Genomic DNA, 14,992 nt, shown 5'->3' on the forward strand with positions numbered 1-14,992 from the left:
GTCGCTGGAGTCGCCGGGGTCAGCCGTTGGCCTGCTCGTTGCGGGCGAGCCAGCGCCGGTAGAAGGCGGTGAAGACGATCAGGATGGAGAGGAGGATCACGCCGTACGCGGCGGACTGCGCGTAGTCCCGCGGCTGCTGGCCGAAGCCGAGCCGGTAGGCCCAGGTGACCAGCAGCTGGGCGTCGGGAGCGCCGTTGGCGCCGAACAGCAGGAAGATGACGGCGAACTGGTTGAAGGTCCAGATCACGCCGAGCAGCACCACGGTCGAGGAGACGGTGCGCAGCCCGGGCAGGGTGACGTGGCGGAACCGCTGCCAGGCGGTGGCGCCGTCCATCTCCGCGGCCTCGTACAGCTCGGCCGGGATCGACTGCAGGCCGCCGAGCAGCGAGATCATCATGAACGGCACGCCGACCCAGGTGTTGACCAGGATCGCGGCGGCCTTCTGCGCCAACGGGTCGTCCAGCCAGCCGGGTTCGGGCAGGTGCAGGGCGGCGAGGACGCCGTTGACGGCGCCCCCGTCGGCGAGCATCAGGCGCCAGGAGAAGACGGTGACGAAGGTCGGGACGGCCCACGGCAGGATGAGCAGCATCCGGTAGACCGCGCGTCCGCGCAGCTTCTGGTTGAGCAGCAGGGCGAGGCCGAGGCCGACGGTGTAGTGCAGGAAGACGCAGAGCGCCGTCCAGGTGATCGTCCAGACGAAGTGCGACCAGAAGCGGTCGTACGAGCCGGGGCCCCAGAGGATGTCGGCGTAGTTGTCGAAGCCGACGAACTGGTAGCTGGCCGGGATCTCGTTGACGCCGATCGTGCGGGCGGCGTTGAGGCTGTTGGCATCGGTGAGGGTCAGCCAGAGACCCTCGGCGAGCGGGTACAGCACCAGGACGCCGAGGACCAGCACGACCGGCGCGATCATCGCGTAGGCGTACCAGTGCTTGGCGTACGAGCGCTTGACGCGCTCCATCAGGCCCGGACGCGGATCGCGCTCCCGGCTGCCCTGGCCGGTGGCGCCCTGCACGGCGACTGACATTGTTCGACACCTTCTCGGGGAGGTCCGCCGCCTCGCTGCGGCGACTGCTGCTACGGGTCTGGCCGTCCGGCCCGCCGGGAGGTGGCGGCGGGCCGGACGGCCCGGGGCCGGTCCGACGGTTGCCACCGCGCGCAGTTGCGGCGCGAACCGTCGGACGGGCCCCCGTTGCCTACTTGGCGAAGCCCGGGAGGAGCTTGGCGTAGTCGGTGGCGACGGTGTTCAGGCCGTCCTGGGTGCCGGCGCCCTGGGCCACCTTGCCGAGGTTGGTCCCCAGCGAGGCGAACAGCGAGCTGTACTCCGGCAGTTCGGGGCGCGGCTTGGCGCTGTCGAGGACCGCCTGGAAGCCGGCGATGCCGGGGTCGGCCTTGACCGCGGGGGTGAAGGCGTCGGCGCGGGTCGGCAGGGTGGAGTTCTTCGTCGCGATGAAGGACTGGCTCTCGGCCGAGGTCATGAAGGCGGCGAACTTCTCCGCCGCGGCCTTGTGGGCCTTGTCGGCGCCGGCGTAGACGGAGATGTTGTGGCCGCCGGTGGGGGCGCCGGCCTTGCCCGCGGAGCCGGCCGGGACGGCGGCGATACCGAGGTTGGTCTTGTCGGAGAACGCGGAGCCCTTGTAGATGTTGGTGATCTCCCAGGGGCCCTGGATGATGGCGGCGACCTTGCCGCTGTTGAAGGCGTCCATCATGTGCGCGTAGGCGTCGGTGGTGACGTCGGCCTTGGCGGTGCCCGGCGCGGTGAACATCGACTTGTAGGTCTCGATGGCCTTGACGGCCTCCGGCGACGCGACGGTGATCTTCTTGCCGGCGGCGTCGACGGTGTCGGTGCCCTCGCCGAAGAGGAACGGCATCGCGTAGTAGCCGTCGGCGGCGCGCAGCCAGAAGCCGTCCACGCCGGCCTTCTCCTTGACCGCGGCGGCGGCGGTCTTCAGCTCGTCCCAGGTCTTGGGGGCGGCGGTGATGCCGGCCTTGGTGAAGAGCTCCTTGTTGTACAGCAGGCCGAGGGTGTCGGTGACCAGCGGCACGCCGTAGATCTTGCCCTCGTACTTGGCCTGCTGGATCAGGCTCGGCTGGAAGGCGGCGGAGTCGGCGGCGGCCGGGGTGCCGTCCAGCGGCTCCAGGAAGCCGGCCTTGGCGAAGGCGGCGGTCCAGCCGACCTCGGAGCGGAACACGTCCGGAGCGCCCTTGGCCCCCATGGCGGTCTGGAGCTTGTTCTGCGCCTGGTCGAACGGCACGTTGACGAAGTCGACCTTGACGTTCGGGTTGGCGGCCTCGAACTTCTTGGCGAGCTCCTGGTAGTTCGGCGCCTCGTTGGTGGCGTTCGAGGTGTCCCAGTAGGTGAGGGTGACCGGCCCGTCGGCCTTGCCGTCCGAGCTGGAGCCGCTGCTGCCACAGGCAGCCATCGAGACCGCGAGGGCCACAACGAGGGCAGAGGCCGCGATGCCACGCCGCATGAGAACTCCTTGGAGGGTGGGGGTGCCCGAGATGGGGGGAGACAGGCGCATAATGGCTGCCTCGTGCCGACTGCGCCGTTCCGGCCGTCGGGCTCGGAAGGAAGTTAACAGCGGCGCAATCGCCACGGAAAGTCCTTGCAGCAAGTTTCTGCAAGAAACGGCGATCGTTACGCCCACGTGTCCTTGACGTTGCCGCACGGTAGTTGACAGGCGAAGGTCTTGCCACGGTTTGTCCGGTTCGTCCCCGCGTTCCCCCGGGGCTGGAAATACGCTGGGTTGCCGCAAGCCGCTTGCAGCAGACTGGGCGGATGCGAATCAGAGCCGTCACGAGGGAAGAACTGCCGCTGCTGGCCGCGCTCGAACGCGCCGCCGGGGCACCGTTCGCCGCGATCGGGATGCCGGAGATCGCCGAGGACGAGCCGCCCACCCTGCCCGAGCTGGCCCGTTACCTGGACGAGGGCACCGCGCTGGTCGCCCTGGACGACCTGGGCGCGCCCGTCGGGTACCTGCTGGCCGAGCCGGTGGACGGCGCGCTGCACATCGAGCAGGTCTCGGTCCACCCCGGCCACGCCCGCCGGCGGATCGGCCGGGCGCTGATCAACCACCTGGCGGCGGGCACCGACGCGCCGGCCCTCACCCTCACCACCTTCGCCGACGTCCCGTGGAACGCCCCCTACTACGCCCGCTGCGGGTTCCGCCCGCTCGCCGAGGGCGAGCTCACGCCCGGCCTGCGGGAGATCCGCCGCCAGGAGGCCGCGCACGGCCTGGACCGCTGGCCCAGGCTCTGCATGCGCAAGGAGCTCGGCTGACCCCCGGGCCCGGCGGGCGGCGTCTGCTCGGCCGCCCCGGGCCCGGCACGGGCCGCCCGCTCAGCCGACCCCCAGCCGAAGCACCGTGGTCGAGCGGAACTCCTCCCCCGGGCGCAGCTCGGTGCTGGGGAAGGCCGGGTGGTGCGGGGAGTCGGGGAAGTGCTGCGTCTCCAGGGCGACCCCGGAGAACGGCCCGTAGGCCACCCCGCTCGCCCCGGTCACCGCGCCCCGGAAGCCGTTGGCCGTGTACACCTGGACGCCCGGCTCGGTGGTCAGCACCTCCAGGGTGCGGCCGCTGGCCGGGTCCTCCAGCAGCGCCGCGCGCACCGGGGCGCCGTCGGCCGGGCGCTCGCGCAGCACCCAGTTGTGGTCGTACCCGCCCGGGCCGGTCAGCTGCGGGTGGTCGTCGTGCACCGACTTGCCGATCGGCCGCGGCGAGGTGAAGTCGAACGGCGTGCCGGCCACCGGCTCGGTCCGCCCGTACGGGATCTGCCGCTCGTCGGTGGGGGTGTACGCGTCGGCGTCCAGGGTGAGCAGGTGGCCGAGGATGTCGCCGGAGCCCTCACCCGCGAGGTTGAAGTAGGCGTGGTTGGTCAGGTTGACGACCGTCGGCCTGGTGGTGACCGCGTGGTAGGCGATGGCCAGTTCGCCGGCGGCGGAGAGCGTGTAGTCGACGGTGATGTCCAGCCCCCCGGGGAAGCCCTGGTCGCCGTCCGGGCTGTGCAGCCGCAGCCGGACGCCCGCGGGCAGCGGCTCGGCCTCCCACATCCGGTGCGCGAAGCCGTCCGGGCCGCCGTGGATGGTCATCCCGCCGCCGGTGGGGGCGAGCGGGTGCTCCTCGCCGTCGAGGGTGATCCGGCTGCCGTCGATCCGGTTGGCGTACCGGCCGACGAGGGCGCCGTAGTGTCGGGCCGGGCCGAGGACTTCGGCCAACCGGTCGGTGGAGAGCAGGATCTGCGCCGACCGGCCGGTGCGGTCGGGGGCGGAGAGGGTGTGCAGGGTGGCGCCGAGGGTGAGCACGCTCGCCTCGTACGGGCCCGCCTGCAGGATCCAGCGCTCGATCGCGGCGCCCGCACCCGCGGGGTCGAAGGGTTCGTGCCGCACGCTGGTCGTCTGCGGCCCGTCCGCCGGGGGCGTCGCCATGGCCTGCTCCTCACTGGCGGCCACGGCGCGCCGCGTCCGCCTTGGTTCCGAATCCGGTCCGGGGTCCGTCGCGGCGGCGCCCGGCTGTTTCAGCCTAGTCAGCGAACCGGCGGGGGCCGCTGAACGCCCCCGCGCGCCGCGCGTCACTCCTCGGCGCCCCTGCGCTGCTCCGGCGGGATGCCGAGGGCCGAGGCGAGGCCGTCCGGGCCGCTGCCCGCCTTGCGGTAGACGGCCGCCAGCCGGCGGTTGACCAGGTTGAGCTCGACGCCCAGCCGCTCGGAGATCCGCTGCGGCGGCAGGCCCTCGACGGCGAGCCGGGCGACGTCCCACTCGGACTGGCTGAGCGTCTCGGGGAAGTCGTCCAGCCGGTTGGGCCGCAGGCCGTAGTTGGCCAGTTCCCGGCGGGCCTGCTCGACCAGCCCGTCGGCGGCGCAGTGCTGGGCCAGCTCGATGCCCTGGTACAGGTACTCCTGGGCGTCCTCCAGCCGGCCGACCCGGCGCAGCGCGGCGCCGAGCTCCACCAGGGCGACGGCGTGCTCGTACCCGGCCGGCGACTGGCCGAGGTGGCGCACGGACTGCTCCAGCAGCTCCACCGCCTGCTGGCCGTCCTCGATCTGGGCGGACAGCCGCAGCGCGGTGCCGATCGCCGAGGCGGTGCCGAACCTGCGGGCGTCGCGCACGGACCGCTGGGCGTACTCGCGGGCGCGGTCGGGCTCGTCCTCGGCGAGGGCGATGGCGAGGTGGCTGGCCCAGGGCGCCCAGACGGTGTTGTGCCAGCCCCGGGCGTCGAGCTGGGCGCCGGCCTCGATGAGCGCGGCGGCGGCCCCGGCGGGCCGGCCCACGGCGAGCAGCAGCTTGCCGTAGAGCGAGGGCGCGTCGGGCAGCACCATCGCGGTGGCGTGGTACGGCGGGTTGAAGCCGAAGCCGATCGCGAGGTCCCAGGCCTCGTCGACCCGGCCGCGGGCGAGCAGGGTGTCGACCAGGACGCCGACGGCGTCCCAGGCGAGCGGCAGCTTGGAGCCGATCCGCTCGGACAGCCGCAGCGAGCGCCGCAGGAAGTCCTCGGCCTCGGCGAGCAGGCCGCGGCGGAAGCGCGCCAGGCCCATCAGGAAGTAGGCGAAGCCCCGGTGGGCGCCGCTCCAACCGGCCACCTCGAACTGCATGATGGCGTCCCCGAACAACCGCTCGGCCTGGGCGATGCGGTCGTTGTAGGTGTAGGCCAGGCCGAGCGTGCCGGGCAGTTCGAAGCCCCAGGTGTTGTCGGTCCAGCCGAGGCCCTTGGGCAGCCGGCCGTGGTCGAGCACCTGGTCCGCGTGGCGCAGCGCCTCGGCGGAGGGCTCGCCGCGCAGGGTGAGGTCCCAGGCGCGCATCGCGAGGACGGCCCGGTCGGCGGCGTCGCGGCCGGTGAGGCTGGCGCTGAGCTCACCCAGCCGCCGGGAGCGGGCGGGCCCGTTCTCCTCGGACTTGCGGTAGGCGTGCCACATGAACGACGCGGCCTGCAGGCGGAGTTTGCCCGCCGGGTCGCCGACGGTCTGCTCGGCCTCCCGCTGGCAGACCAGCGCGGCCTGGCCGAGTTCGCCGCTGTGGGCGAGCACTTCGGAGAGCCGGAAGGTCGCGTCCACCCGCAGCTCGGGGCGGAGCGGCCCCTCCTCGGGGTCGAGCGCGAGCTTCAGCTGGTTGACGGTGGCGACCGGGTCGGTGAGCAGGGCGGAGCAGCCCAGCTCGTACAGCACCTCGGCGCGGATCTCGTCGGCGGGCGGTTCGGCCAGGGCGCGGTTCAGGCAGCGCTGGGCGGCCTCGGGGGCACCGATCAGCTGGTGCTCGCCGGCCGCCCGGCGGAGCTTGCGGACGGTGCGGTCGTCGCCCTCGCCGGGGATGGTCTCGACGAGGTGCCGGGAGGCGGCGAGCAGGCCGAGCCCGGCGTTCTCGATCTCGGCGGCGGCGACCCCGTGCATGGCCGTCCGGGCCGAGTCCGGCATGGTGTTGTAGATGGAGCTGCCGATCAGCGGGTGGACGAACTCCAGGTTCCCGTTGGGGGTCACGGTGAGGACCCGTTGCTTGCGCAGCTGCTTGATGGACTCGCGGGAGCCCTCGGTGGTCTGGGTGGAGATCCGGGCGGCGAGGTCGGCCCGGATGTCGGTGCCCAGCATGGCGGCGGCCCAGGCGAACCGCAGGGTGGTGGCGCCGAGCCGGTCCAGCCAGCCCTTGAGGGTCATCCCGGTGGCGTCGACGGCGAGCTCGCGCAGCTGGACGGAGTTCTCCTCGACCGGGTCGAGGTCCTGGTCGCGGATCTGCTCCAGCAGGGCGGTGACCTCGTAGGGGTTGCCGTTGACGACGTTCCAGAACTCGTAGCAGAAGGCCTCCTCCGCCGCGTCGCCGAGCTCGGCCCGGATCATGTCGGTGACGGAGACCAGCGTGAGCCGGTTGAGCTCGTGCTTGCGGGTCGCCAGCTTGGCGATCTCCTTCTGCCGCTTCTGGGCCTCGCTGTCCCAGTCCTCCTCGTCGTCGTGGTAGGCGAAGACCAGCAGGACGGGCAGCTCCATGGCGCGCAGTGCGAACTGGGTGAGCCAGCTGAGGGATTCGAGGTCGGCCCAGTGCAGGTCGTCGACGATCATGACGAGCGGCGCGCGGCGCGGGGCGAGCTGGGTGAGGACGTAGTCGAGGCCGTCGCGGACGCCCTGCGGGTCGAGTCGGCGGGCGCCGGCCTTCGGCTGCTTGAGGCCCATGGCCGGCCCGACGACCTCCTCCCAGGTGCCCATCACCTGCTTGAGCTCGTCGGCGGCCAGGCTGCCGAGGACGGGCTGGAGCAGCTGGCGCAGGACGTGGTAGGGCTCGTTGAACTGGCGTTCGCCGCCGCGGGCGAACAGGACGGTGGCGCCGGGTCGGAGCTTGGCGATCCGGCGGACCTCGTGCAGCAGGCTGGTCTTGCCGATACCGGGCCGACCGGAGAAGGTGAGCAGTTCGCCGATCTCGGTGCCGCCGGCGGCGAACTCGCGGCAGAGCTTGTCCACCGCCGTCTCCGCGGAGCGGATTTCCGAGTCACGGTCGCGCAGCCGGATCCGGGGTGACACGGCGTCACCCTCGCGGCCGGAGCCGGAGCCACCCGCTGCCCGAAGTTCGTGTCCCTGCTCGGTCACCGTCGCGCCTCCGCCTCGCCGTTCCCTGCTCGTGCAGCCGAGATTAGCGTCGGCGAAGCGGCGTCGTGCGGCATTCGCCCAGGCTGGGGCCGAGTTTGAGGGTTCGGACGCCTTGCCGGGGGCAATTGCCCTATATCCCTAACGTCGGATCATTGCATCAGATACTCTACGGCCCGCGAGGCAGAGTTGATCTTGCCATGCCCGCGCCCGTCTGTCGAGCCGTACCGCACCACTCCCCCGCGATCAGTCCTCGAACCGCCAGCGCCCCCACCCTCCGCAGCACCGGGAGTCCGATGTCTGACGACACCTCACTTCAGATCCCGTTCCCGCACCGCCGCAATTCCCACGGCCCGTACGCCACCGCGCTCCACCGCGACTGGCTCACCCGCCACCCCCTGCTCGCCGACCCCTCCCACCCCGCCTACGCGCACTGGGAGGTGGTGGAACTCGCCGCGCTCGGCTACCCCGACGCCGGTCCGGACGAACTCGCCCTGGCCGCAGACCTGATGGGGTTCTACTTCCTCTTCGACGACCAGTTCGACGGCCCCCTGGGCCGCCGCCCCGCCGAGGTGACGCCGATCTGCGAGCGGCTGATCGCCGTCCTGCACGGCGCCCACCCCGATCCCGGCTCGCCGGCCGAGACGGCCTTCGCCGACCTCTGGGCGCGCAGCGTGCGCGGCATGCCCGCCCGCTGGCAGTCCCGCGCCGCCTACAACTGGGAGTGGTACCTGGCCAGCCACCCCGCCGAGGCGGCCGGGCGGATCTCCAAGCGCCCGCCGGACCGCGAGGGGTACCTGGTCCTCAGACGCGGTACCGCCGCCATGGAGACCATCTTCGACATGGTGGAGCGGCTCGGCCGCTTCGAGGTCCCCGCCGCCGTCCTGCACCACCCTGTGCTCCGCCAGCTGCGCCAACTCGCCGCCGACATCCCCTCCTTGAGCAACGACGTCCGGTCCTTCCCGCTGGAGGCCCCGCGCGGCGACGTCAACAACCTGGTGATGATCGTGCAGCGCGAGCGCCACTGCTCGGCCGAGGAGGCCTGCGCGGTGGTGACGGCCGAGGCCCAGCTGATGGTCGAGCGCTGCCAGCATCTGTACGTCCAACTGCCCGACGTCTACCGGGAGCTGGGCCTGGCCCGGGTGGAGCGGATCATCGCGCAGCGGTACGCGGACGGGCTGCTGACCTGGCTGGCCGGCTACCTCAGCTGGGAGTCCAGGACCGGGCGCTACCAGACGGCCTGACCGGGGCACCCGGGCGCAGCGGCCCGGACGGCCGCGGTCGCGATCGCAGTCGCACCGACGAACCGCGGCGCGGACCGCGACCGCCCGGCCGCCCGTACCGGGCGGCCGGAACGCGCCACCCTCCGTGGGCGATGGCTGCACGCACCGTAGCCGTGGCCGCCGTCCCGGGCTAGGGTGCTCGACGGCGGACGGCCCCGGGGAGGCGCCCGACCACCGCCCGCGCCCACGCGTGCCGCGGTGCGTCCGGCCACGGGACTGCTCACCGGCCCGGCCGCGCCGTCCTCGAACCGCCCTCCGCCACCGCACCCCGTGCCCGTTTCTGCACCCGCTTGTGCGTTCGCCCCTTCGCCGGGCCGCCCGGTTCGCGGCCCGGCGCACCACCCCGGCCCGCGCGCCGGGGTGGTGCCCCCGACGTCGCGAGGAGACACCCGAGCATGACGGTCTACCAGCCCCCCGGACACCCCGGAAGCATCGTCGCCTACCGCCCCCGCTACGAGCACTGGATCGGCGGCGAGTGGCGCCCGCCGGTCCGCGGCGAGTACTTCGAGAACCCCACCCCGGTCACCGGCGAGGTCTTCACCGAGATCGCCCGCGGCACCGCCGAGGACATCGAGGCCGCACTCGACGCCGCCCACGCCGCCGCCCCCGCCTGGGGCCGCACCCCGCCCGCCGAGCGCGCCCAGGTGCTGCTGCGGATGGCCGACCGGATGGCCGACCACCTGGAGGAACTGGCCGTCGCGGAGAGCTGGGAGAACGGCAAGCCGGTCCGCGAGACGCTGGCCGCCGACATCCCGCTCGCCATCGACCACCTGCGCTACTTCGCCGGCGCGCTGCGGGCCCAGGAGGGCGGCCTCTCCCAGCTGGACGAGGACACCGTCGCGTACCACTTCCACGAGCCGCTGGGCGTGGTCGGCCAGATCATCCCGTGGAACTTCCCGATCCTGATGGCGGTCTGGAAGCTCGCCCCGGCGCTGGCGGCCGGCAACGCGGTGGTGCTCAAGCCCGCCGAGCAGACCCCGGCGTCCGTCCTGCTGCTGGTCGAGCTGACCGCCGACCTGCTGCCGCCCGGCGTGCTCAACGTGGTCAACGGCTACGGCCTGGAGGCCGGCCGCCCGCTGGCCTCCAGCAGCCGGATCCGCAAGATCGCCTTCACCGGCGAGACCACCACCGGCCGGCTGATCTCCCAGTACGCCAGCGGCAACCTGATCCCGGTCTCGCTGGAGCTCGGCGGCAAGAGCCCCAACCTGTTCTTCGCCGACGTCGCCGCCGAACAGGACGCCTTCTACGACAAGGCGTTGGAGGGCTTCGCGATGTTCGCCCTCAACCAGGGCGAGGTGTGCACCTGTCCGAGCCGGGCGCTGATCCAGTCCTCGGTCTACGACCGGCTGCTCGCCGACGGGCTGGAGCGGGTCCGGGCGATGCGCCAGGGCAACCCGCTGGACACCGACACCCAGGTCGGCGCCCAGGCCAGCGACGAGCAGCTGAAGAAGATCCTCTCCTACCTGGAGATCGGCCAGGCCGAGGGCGCCAAGGTGCTGGCCGGCGGCGAGCGCGCCGACCTCGGCGGGGCGCTCGCCGGCGGCTACTACGTGACGCCCACCGTCTTCGAGGGCGTCAACTCCATGCGGATCTTCCAGGAGGAGATCTTCGGCCCGGTGCTCGCCGTCACCCGCTTCGACGACTTCGACGACGCGGTCGAACTCGCCAACGACACCCCGTACGGGCTCGGCGCCGGAGTCTGGTCCCGGGACGGCAACACCGCCTACCGCGCCGGACGCGCCATCCAGGCCGGCCGGGTGTGGACCAACTGCTACCACGCCTACCCCGCCCACGCGGCGTTCGGCGGCTACAAGAACTCCGGCATCGGCCGGGAGAACCACAAGACGGTGCTGGAGCACTACCAGCAGACCAAGAACCTGCTGGTGAGCTACTCCCCGAACGCCGTCGGCTTCTTCTAGGGCCCGGTCGAGAACGCCACCCGACAGCCGGAGCGCCCACCGGGCCCGGACACACGGAGTGGGAAGTCGGACCAGCCGACTTCCCACTCCGCAACCACTCCCCGTGGTCCGCGGTCCGACGCCCTCACGGGCGCCGGTCCGCGGTTCTCCCGCACTCACCCCCCGAGCAGCCGCGCCTTCGCCGTCGCGAACTCCTCGGGGGTGAGCAGGCCCTGCTGGACCATCCGGCCCAACTGGGCGAGCTTGTCGGCGATGTCCGCCCCTGCCGCGGGCGCCGCCGGGGCGGACGGAGCCGCCTGGACGGGCGGCGCGGCCTGCTGCGCCTGCAGCTCGGCGATCGCCTCGTTCTGGTCCTGCTCGTTGCGGCGGCCGTTCGCCACGCTGCGGCCCGCCGCGTACGCGGCGCCGCCCACCACCAGGCCGCGCACCAGCGGCGCCCCGACCGGACGCATCACCCGCATCGGCCGGATCGGGCGCAGGGGTCGGAACATGGCGTCCTCACTTCCCGGCCGCGCGGTGTGCCTGCGCGGCGCGAACGGCCTCTTCGATGTGCTCCGGCGGAATCCGCACCCCGGAGGCGATCCGCCCGCCGACCGCGCGCAGCGCCTCGGCGGCCTCCTGCGCCCAGACGTGCTCGATCAGCACCAGCAGGGCCACCGTGCCCGGCTCCAGCAGCTCGGCCGCCTCCTGCGCGTCCTCCGGACCGATCAGCGGGAGCTCGGCGTGGCCGTTGGAGACCACCCCCGCCAGATGCTCGAAGTCGGCGAGCTCCCCGTAGGTCGCCTCCCCGTCGGGGTGGCGGGTGACCACCAGCGAGTCGATCACCCGGATGTCGCCCCCGGTGCGCAGCTTGCCGAGCGCGGTTGCGGCCTCGACGGTGACGGTCTGCTGCGGGAACGTCAGGACGAGCAGTTCGGCCGGACCCATGCAGGACTCCCCTCGGTGCGCAAATCACCCATATCGGGATCTAAGCACACCAATATCGGAAATCCTCGACGCGCCGCCGACATTCCCGGACACGCCCGGCGGACGCAATAAACAGGAGGTCCACACCCGTACCCCGCCTCTGGGAGGCACCCATGACCATCGCCACCGCCAAGCTCTCCGACCCGACCGTGCGCGCCGCCGTCACCGCCATCAACGCGGGCGACCGGGGCGCCTTCGTGGCCCTGCTCACCGAGGGCGCCACGATGTCGGACGACGGCTCGGACCGCGACCTGAACGAGTGGATCGACCGGGAGATCTTCACCAGCCGCGGCCACATCGACGTCCAGAGCGAGTCGGACCACGGGCGGGCGCTGGTCGCCAACTACAGCAACGAGACCTGGGGCGAGATGCGCACCGCCTGGCGCTTCGTGGTCGAGGACGGCCGGATCAGCCGCTTCGAGACCGGCCAGGCCTGACCCCCGCGGCCTGACCCCCGCGGCCTGACCCCCGCGGCCTGACCCCGGGCCGGCCGGGGGCCGACCGCCCGGGGGTGCGCGCTCAGCCGGACACGCCGAGACACTCCCGGACCGCGCGGATCAGCGTGCGGGAGCGGATGTCCCCCGTCACCCCGGGCTGCATGCCGTTGGTGACATAGCCGAACCCGACCCCGAGGTCCGGGTCGGCGAAGCCGAGCGAGCCGCCCCGCCCCGGGTGGCCGAAGCTCGCCGGGGAGGCCATCACGGCGGTCGGGCCGTGCCGGAAGAAGCCCAGGCCGAAGGTGGAGCTGACGATCAGCACCCGGTCCGGCCCGCTGACCACCGGTCCGACCGCCTGCGTCAGCACCGGCGCGCCCAGCAGGGGCGGCAGCAGCTCGCCCGGCGCGCCGCCGTGCCGGTCGGCCTGGCCGATCAGCGCGGCGTAGAAGCGGGCGAGCGAGCGCGCGGTGCCGATGCCGCCGGCGCCGGGGATCTCGGCGGCCTGCACGGCCGGGTCGTTGAGATCCACCCCGGGCCGCACCGATGCGAAGGCGCGGGCGGTCAGCGAGGCCGGGTCCTGGTAGGCGTCCCGCACCGCCTGCTTGGGACGCAGCCGCAGTCCGCTGGGCCCGGTCCGGGCGGCCTCCGGCGCGGGCAGGTCGACCAGCCGCCCGACCCGGGGCGCCGCGCCGGCGGGCAGCCCGATCCACAGGTCGAGCCCGAGCGGGCGGGCGATCTCCTCCGCGAAGTACTGGCCGACGGTCCGTCCGCTGACCCGCCGGACCACCTCGCCGACCAGCCAACCGAAGGTGTACGGGTGGTAGCCGTGCGCCGTGCCGGGCTCCCAGGCGGGCGTCTGGGCGGCCACCGCCGCGGCCGCCCGCTCCCAGGTGAGCACGTCCTCCAGGCGCAGCGGCACGTCCAGCGCGGGCACCCCGGCCTGGTGCGAGAGCAGCCACCGCACCGGCACCCGCTCCTTGCCGGCCGCCTTGAACTCCGGCCAGTAGGAGGCGACCGGGGCGTCCAGGTCGAGCTGCCCGCGCTCGGCGAGCAGCAGCGCGGTGGTGGCGGTCAGGCCCTTGGTCACCGAGCGCAGCACCTGCGCGGTGTCCGCCGTCCACGGCACGGCCGGTGCGGGCCGCCCGCCGACCTCGGGCCGGGCGTCGCCGCCCCACAGGTCGACCACCTTGCGGCCGCGCACGTACAGCGCGAAGGCCGCGCCGAGCTCCCCGTGCAGGTCGAAGTTGCGGGCGAAGGCCGCCCGGACCGGCTCGAAGCCTTCGGCCGTCTCACCCCAGATCTCCACCACCGCGCCGCCCTCACCCTGTCCGTGCATGTGTCCGTCAGCCGACCCGAAACCCTAACCTGTGGGTCATGACCGATCCTGCCGAAGAGCTGTTGGACGTCGTCGACGAGCACGACCGGGTGACCGGGACCGCTCTGCGCGGGGAGGTGTACCGCCAGGGCCTGACCCACCGCTGCGTGTTCATCCTGGTCCGCGACCCGGCCGGGCGCATCTTCGTGCACCGGCGCACCGACACCAAGCTGTTCGCCCCCGGTGCGTACGACATGTTCGTGGGCGGCGTGGTCGGCTCCGGCGAGACGTACGCGAGCGCGGCCGTCCGGGAGGCCGAGGAGGAGCTGGGGGTCAGCGGGATCGAGCCGCGGCCGCTGTTCAAGTTCCTGTTCCGCCAGGACCGCCTCTCCTGGTGGTGCGACATGTACGAGGCCGAGTGGGCCGGCCCGGTCGCCCCGCAGGAGTCGGAGGTGGCCTGGCACGCCTGGCTGACCCCGCAGGAGCTGGCGCAGCGGATCACCCGCGACGAGTTCGTCGCGGACGGCCTGGAGGCGTACCGCCGCTACCGGGAGTTCCACTCGCTCTAGTCCGGCCGACGCCGCCGCACGATCCGCCCCGGCGCGTCGGACCGGCCGGATAGGGTGGCGGCCATGGCTTCCCGTAGGCCGTCGGCGCCGCCGACCGCCGCACCCTCGTCCACGCCCGCGCCCGCCGCCGGCGACCGCCCGCGACGGCGGCTCAGCGTGGACGAGCGGCGCGAGCAGCTGATCGCCGTCGCGCTGGAGCTGTTCAGCCGCCGCCCGCCGGAGGAGGTGTCGATCGACGACATCGCGGCGGCCGCCGGCGCCTCGCGTCCGCTGGTCTACCACTACTTCCCCGGCAAGCAGGCGCTGTACGAGGAGTCGCTGCGCCGGGCCGGGCGGGAGCTGGCCGGCCGGTTCGAGGAGCCGCTGGACGGCCCGCTCTCGGAGCGGCTGTACCGGGTGATGGGCCGCTACCTGGACTTCGTGCAGAGCCACGGCCCGGGCTTCGCGGCGCTGCTACGCGGCGGCTCGGTGGCGGCGAGTGCGGGCACCTCGGCAGTGATCGACGAGGTCCGGCAGGCCGCGCACGACCAGATCCTGACCCACCTGGCGGTCCCGAAGGCCAGCCCGGCCCTGCGGCTCACCGTCCGGGCCTGGATCGCCAACGCCGAGATCACCTCGCTGGAGTGGCTCGCCGAGCGCTCGGTGCCGCTGGAGGAGCTGCAGCTGCACCTGGTCCAGGAGTTCACGGCCTCGCTGGCCCTCACCGCGGCCCGCGATCCCGCGCTGGCCGCCGAGTTCTCCGGCTACCTCGCCGGGGAGCGCCCGGACGGCCCGACCGGTCGGCTGGTGCGCGACCTCGCCGGGCTGTTCGCCGTCCCCGGCATCGCCGAGGCCGTCGCCGCGCTGTCCGCGGAACCCTCACCGCAGGACTGACCTCCCCTCACCGGACCTCCACCGGGCGCCCGGCGGCCCCCGCCGACCCGGTGGCCGGTTCTGCCGTGACGGC

At 73.3% G+C, this 14,992-nt stretch carries 13 protein-coding genes; 6 read left to right on the top strand and 7 right to left on the bottom strand.

What is annotated here, in order from left to right:
* Positions 1–19 precede the first annotated feature (19 nt).
* Together ACIGZJ_RS03775 and ACIGZJ_RS03780 are read right to left on the bottom strand one after the other, a co-directional pair.
* The gene (locus tag ACIGZJ_RS03775; RefSeq protein WP_392931078.1) at positions 20–1,024 is read right to left on the bottom strand and encodes a carbohydrate ABC transporter permease; all 1,005 of its coding nucleotides are present in this window, start codon (positions 1,022–1,024) and stop codon (positions 20–22) included.
* A gap of 169 nt (positions 1,025–1,193) precedes the next feature.
* Positions 1,194–2,471, bottom strand: coding sequence for an extracellular solute-binding protein (locus ACIGZJ_RS03780; protein WP_396455770.1), 1,278 nt, complete (start codon positions 2,469–2,471; stop codon positions 1,194–1,196).
* A 308-nt stretch (positions 2,472–2,779) separates the two neighbouring features.
* Here ACIGZJ_RS03780 and ACIGZJ_RS03785 point away from each other — a divergent pair, with 308 nt between their 5' ends.
* Positions 2,780–3,280, top strand: a complete 501-nt coding sequence (locus ACIGZJ_RS03785) for a GNAT family N-acetyltransferase (RefSeq protein WP_396455771.1) — start codon at positions 2,780–2,782, stop codon at positions 3,278–3,280.
* A gap of 60 nt (positions 3,281–3,340) precedes the next feature.
* On the opposite strand, the gene ACIGZJ_RS03790 is transcribed toward ACIGZJ_RS03785, so the two are convergent.
* Positions 3,341–4,423: an aldose epimerase family protein gene (locus tag ACIGZJ_RS03790; protein WP_396455772.1), complete on the bottom strand. Its 1,083-nt coding sequence runs from the start codon at positions 4,421–4,423 to the stop codon at positions 3,341–3,343.
* 143 nt (positions 4,424–4,566) lie between these two features.
* Positions 4,567–7,494 carry an ATP-binding protein gene (locus ACIGZJ_RS03795; protein WP_396455773.1) on the bottom strand — a complete coding sequence of 976 codons (2,928 nt, stop codon included), beginning with the start codon at positions 7,492–7,494 and terminating at the stop codon, positions 4,567–4,569.
* 359 nt (positions 7,495–7,853) lie between these two features.
* Here ACIGZJ_RS03795 and ACIGZJ_RS03800 point away from each other — a divergent pair, with 359 nt between their 5' ends.
* Positions 7,854–8,801: a terpene cyclase gene (locus ACIGZJ_RS03800; RefSeq protein ID WP_396455774.1), complete on the top strand. Its 948-nt coding sequence runs from the start codon at positions 7,854–7,856 to the stop codon at positions 8,799–8,801.
* Positions 8,802–9,235: 434 nt separating this feature from the next.
* Complete coding sequence (locus ACIGZJ_RS03805; protein ID WP_396455775.1) at positions 9,236–10,759, top strand: aldehyde dehydrogenase family protein; 1,524 nt, start codon at positions 9,236–9,238, stop codon at positions 10,757–10,759.
* Between the two features lie 155 nt (positions 10,760–10,914).
* Here the strand turns inward: ACIGZJ_RS03805 and ACIGZJ_RS03810 are convergent, their stop codons facing one another.
* Complete coding sequence (locus tag ACIGZJ_RS03810; RefSeq protein ID WP_396455776.1) at positions 10,915–11,250, bottom strand: SHOCT domain-containing protein; 336 nt, start codon at positions 11,248–11,250, stop codon at positions 10,915–10,917.
* 7 nt (positions 11,251–11,257) lie between these two features.
* Entirely contained in the window at positions 11,258–11,686 is a 429-nt protein-coding gene (locus ACIGZJ_RS03815) for a DUF6325 family protein (RefSeq protein WP_396455777.1), read from the bottom strand.
* A gap of 152 nt (positions 11,687–11,838) precedes the next feature.
* On the opposite strand from ACIGZJ_RS03815, the gene ACIGZJ_RS03820 reads away from it, so the two are divergent.
* A complete protein-coding gene (locus tag ACIGZJ_RS03820; RefSeq protein WP_396455778.1) occupies positions 11,839–12,162 on the top strand; it encodes a nuclear transport factor 2 family protein in 324 nt (107 codons plus the stop codon).
* A gap of 82 nt (positions 12,163–12,244) precedes the next feature.
* Here ACIGZJ_RS03820 and ACIGZJ_RS03825 read toward each other — a convergent pair whose 3' ends face one another.
* A complete protein-coding gene (locus ACIGZJ_RS03825; RefSeq protein WP_396455779.1) occupies positions 12,245–13,498 on the bottom strand; it encodes a serine hydrolase domain-containing protein in 1,254 nt (417 codons plus the stop codon).
* A gap of 38 nt (positions 13,499–13,536) precedes the next feature.
* Here ACIGZJ_RS03825 and ACIGZJ_RS03830 point away from each other — a divergent pair, with 38 nt between their 5' ends.
* Both ACIGZJ_RS03830 and ACIGZJ_RS03835 read left to right on the top strand, forming a co-directional pair.
* The gene (locus tag ACIGZJ_RS03830) at positions 13,537–14,046 is read left to right on the top strand and encodes an NUDIX hydrolase (RefSeq protein ID WP_392931100.1); all 510 of its coding nucleotides are present in this window, start codon (positions 13,537–13,539) and stop codon (positions 14,044–14,046) included.
* Positions 14,047–14,109: 63 nt separating this feature from the next.
* Positions 14,110–14,919: a TetR/AcrR family transcriptional regulator gene (locus ACIGZJ_RS03835; protein ID WP_396455780.1), complete on the top strand. Its 810-nt coding sequence runs from the start codon at positions 14,110–14,112 to the stop codon at positions 14,917–14,919.
* Positions 14,920–14,992: the final 73 nt, after the last annotated feature.

The organism is Kitasatospora sp. NPDC052868 (genome assembly GCF_044547105.1).
In the GTDB taxonomy this organism is placed as follows: Bacteria; Actinomycetota; Actinomycetes; order Streptomycetales; family Streptomycetaceae; genus Kitasatospora.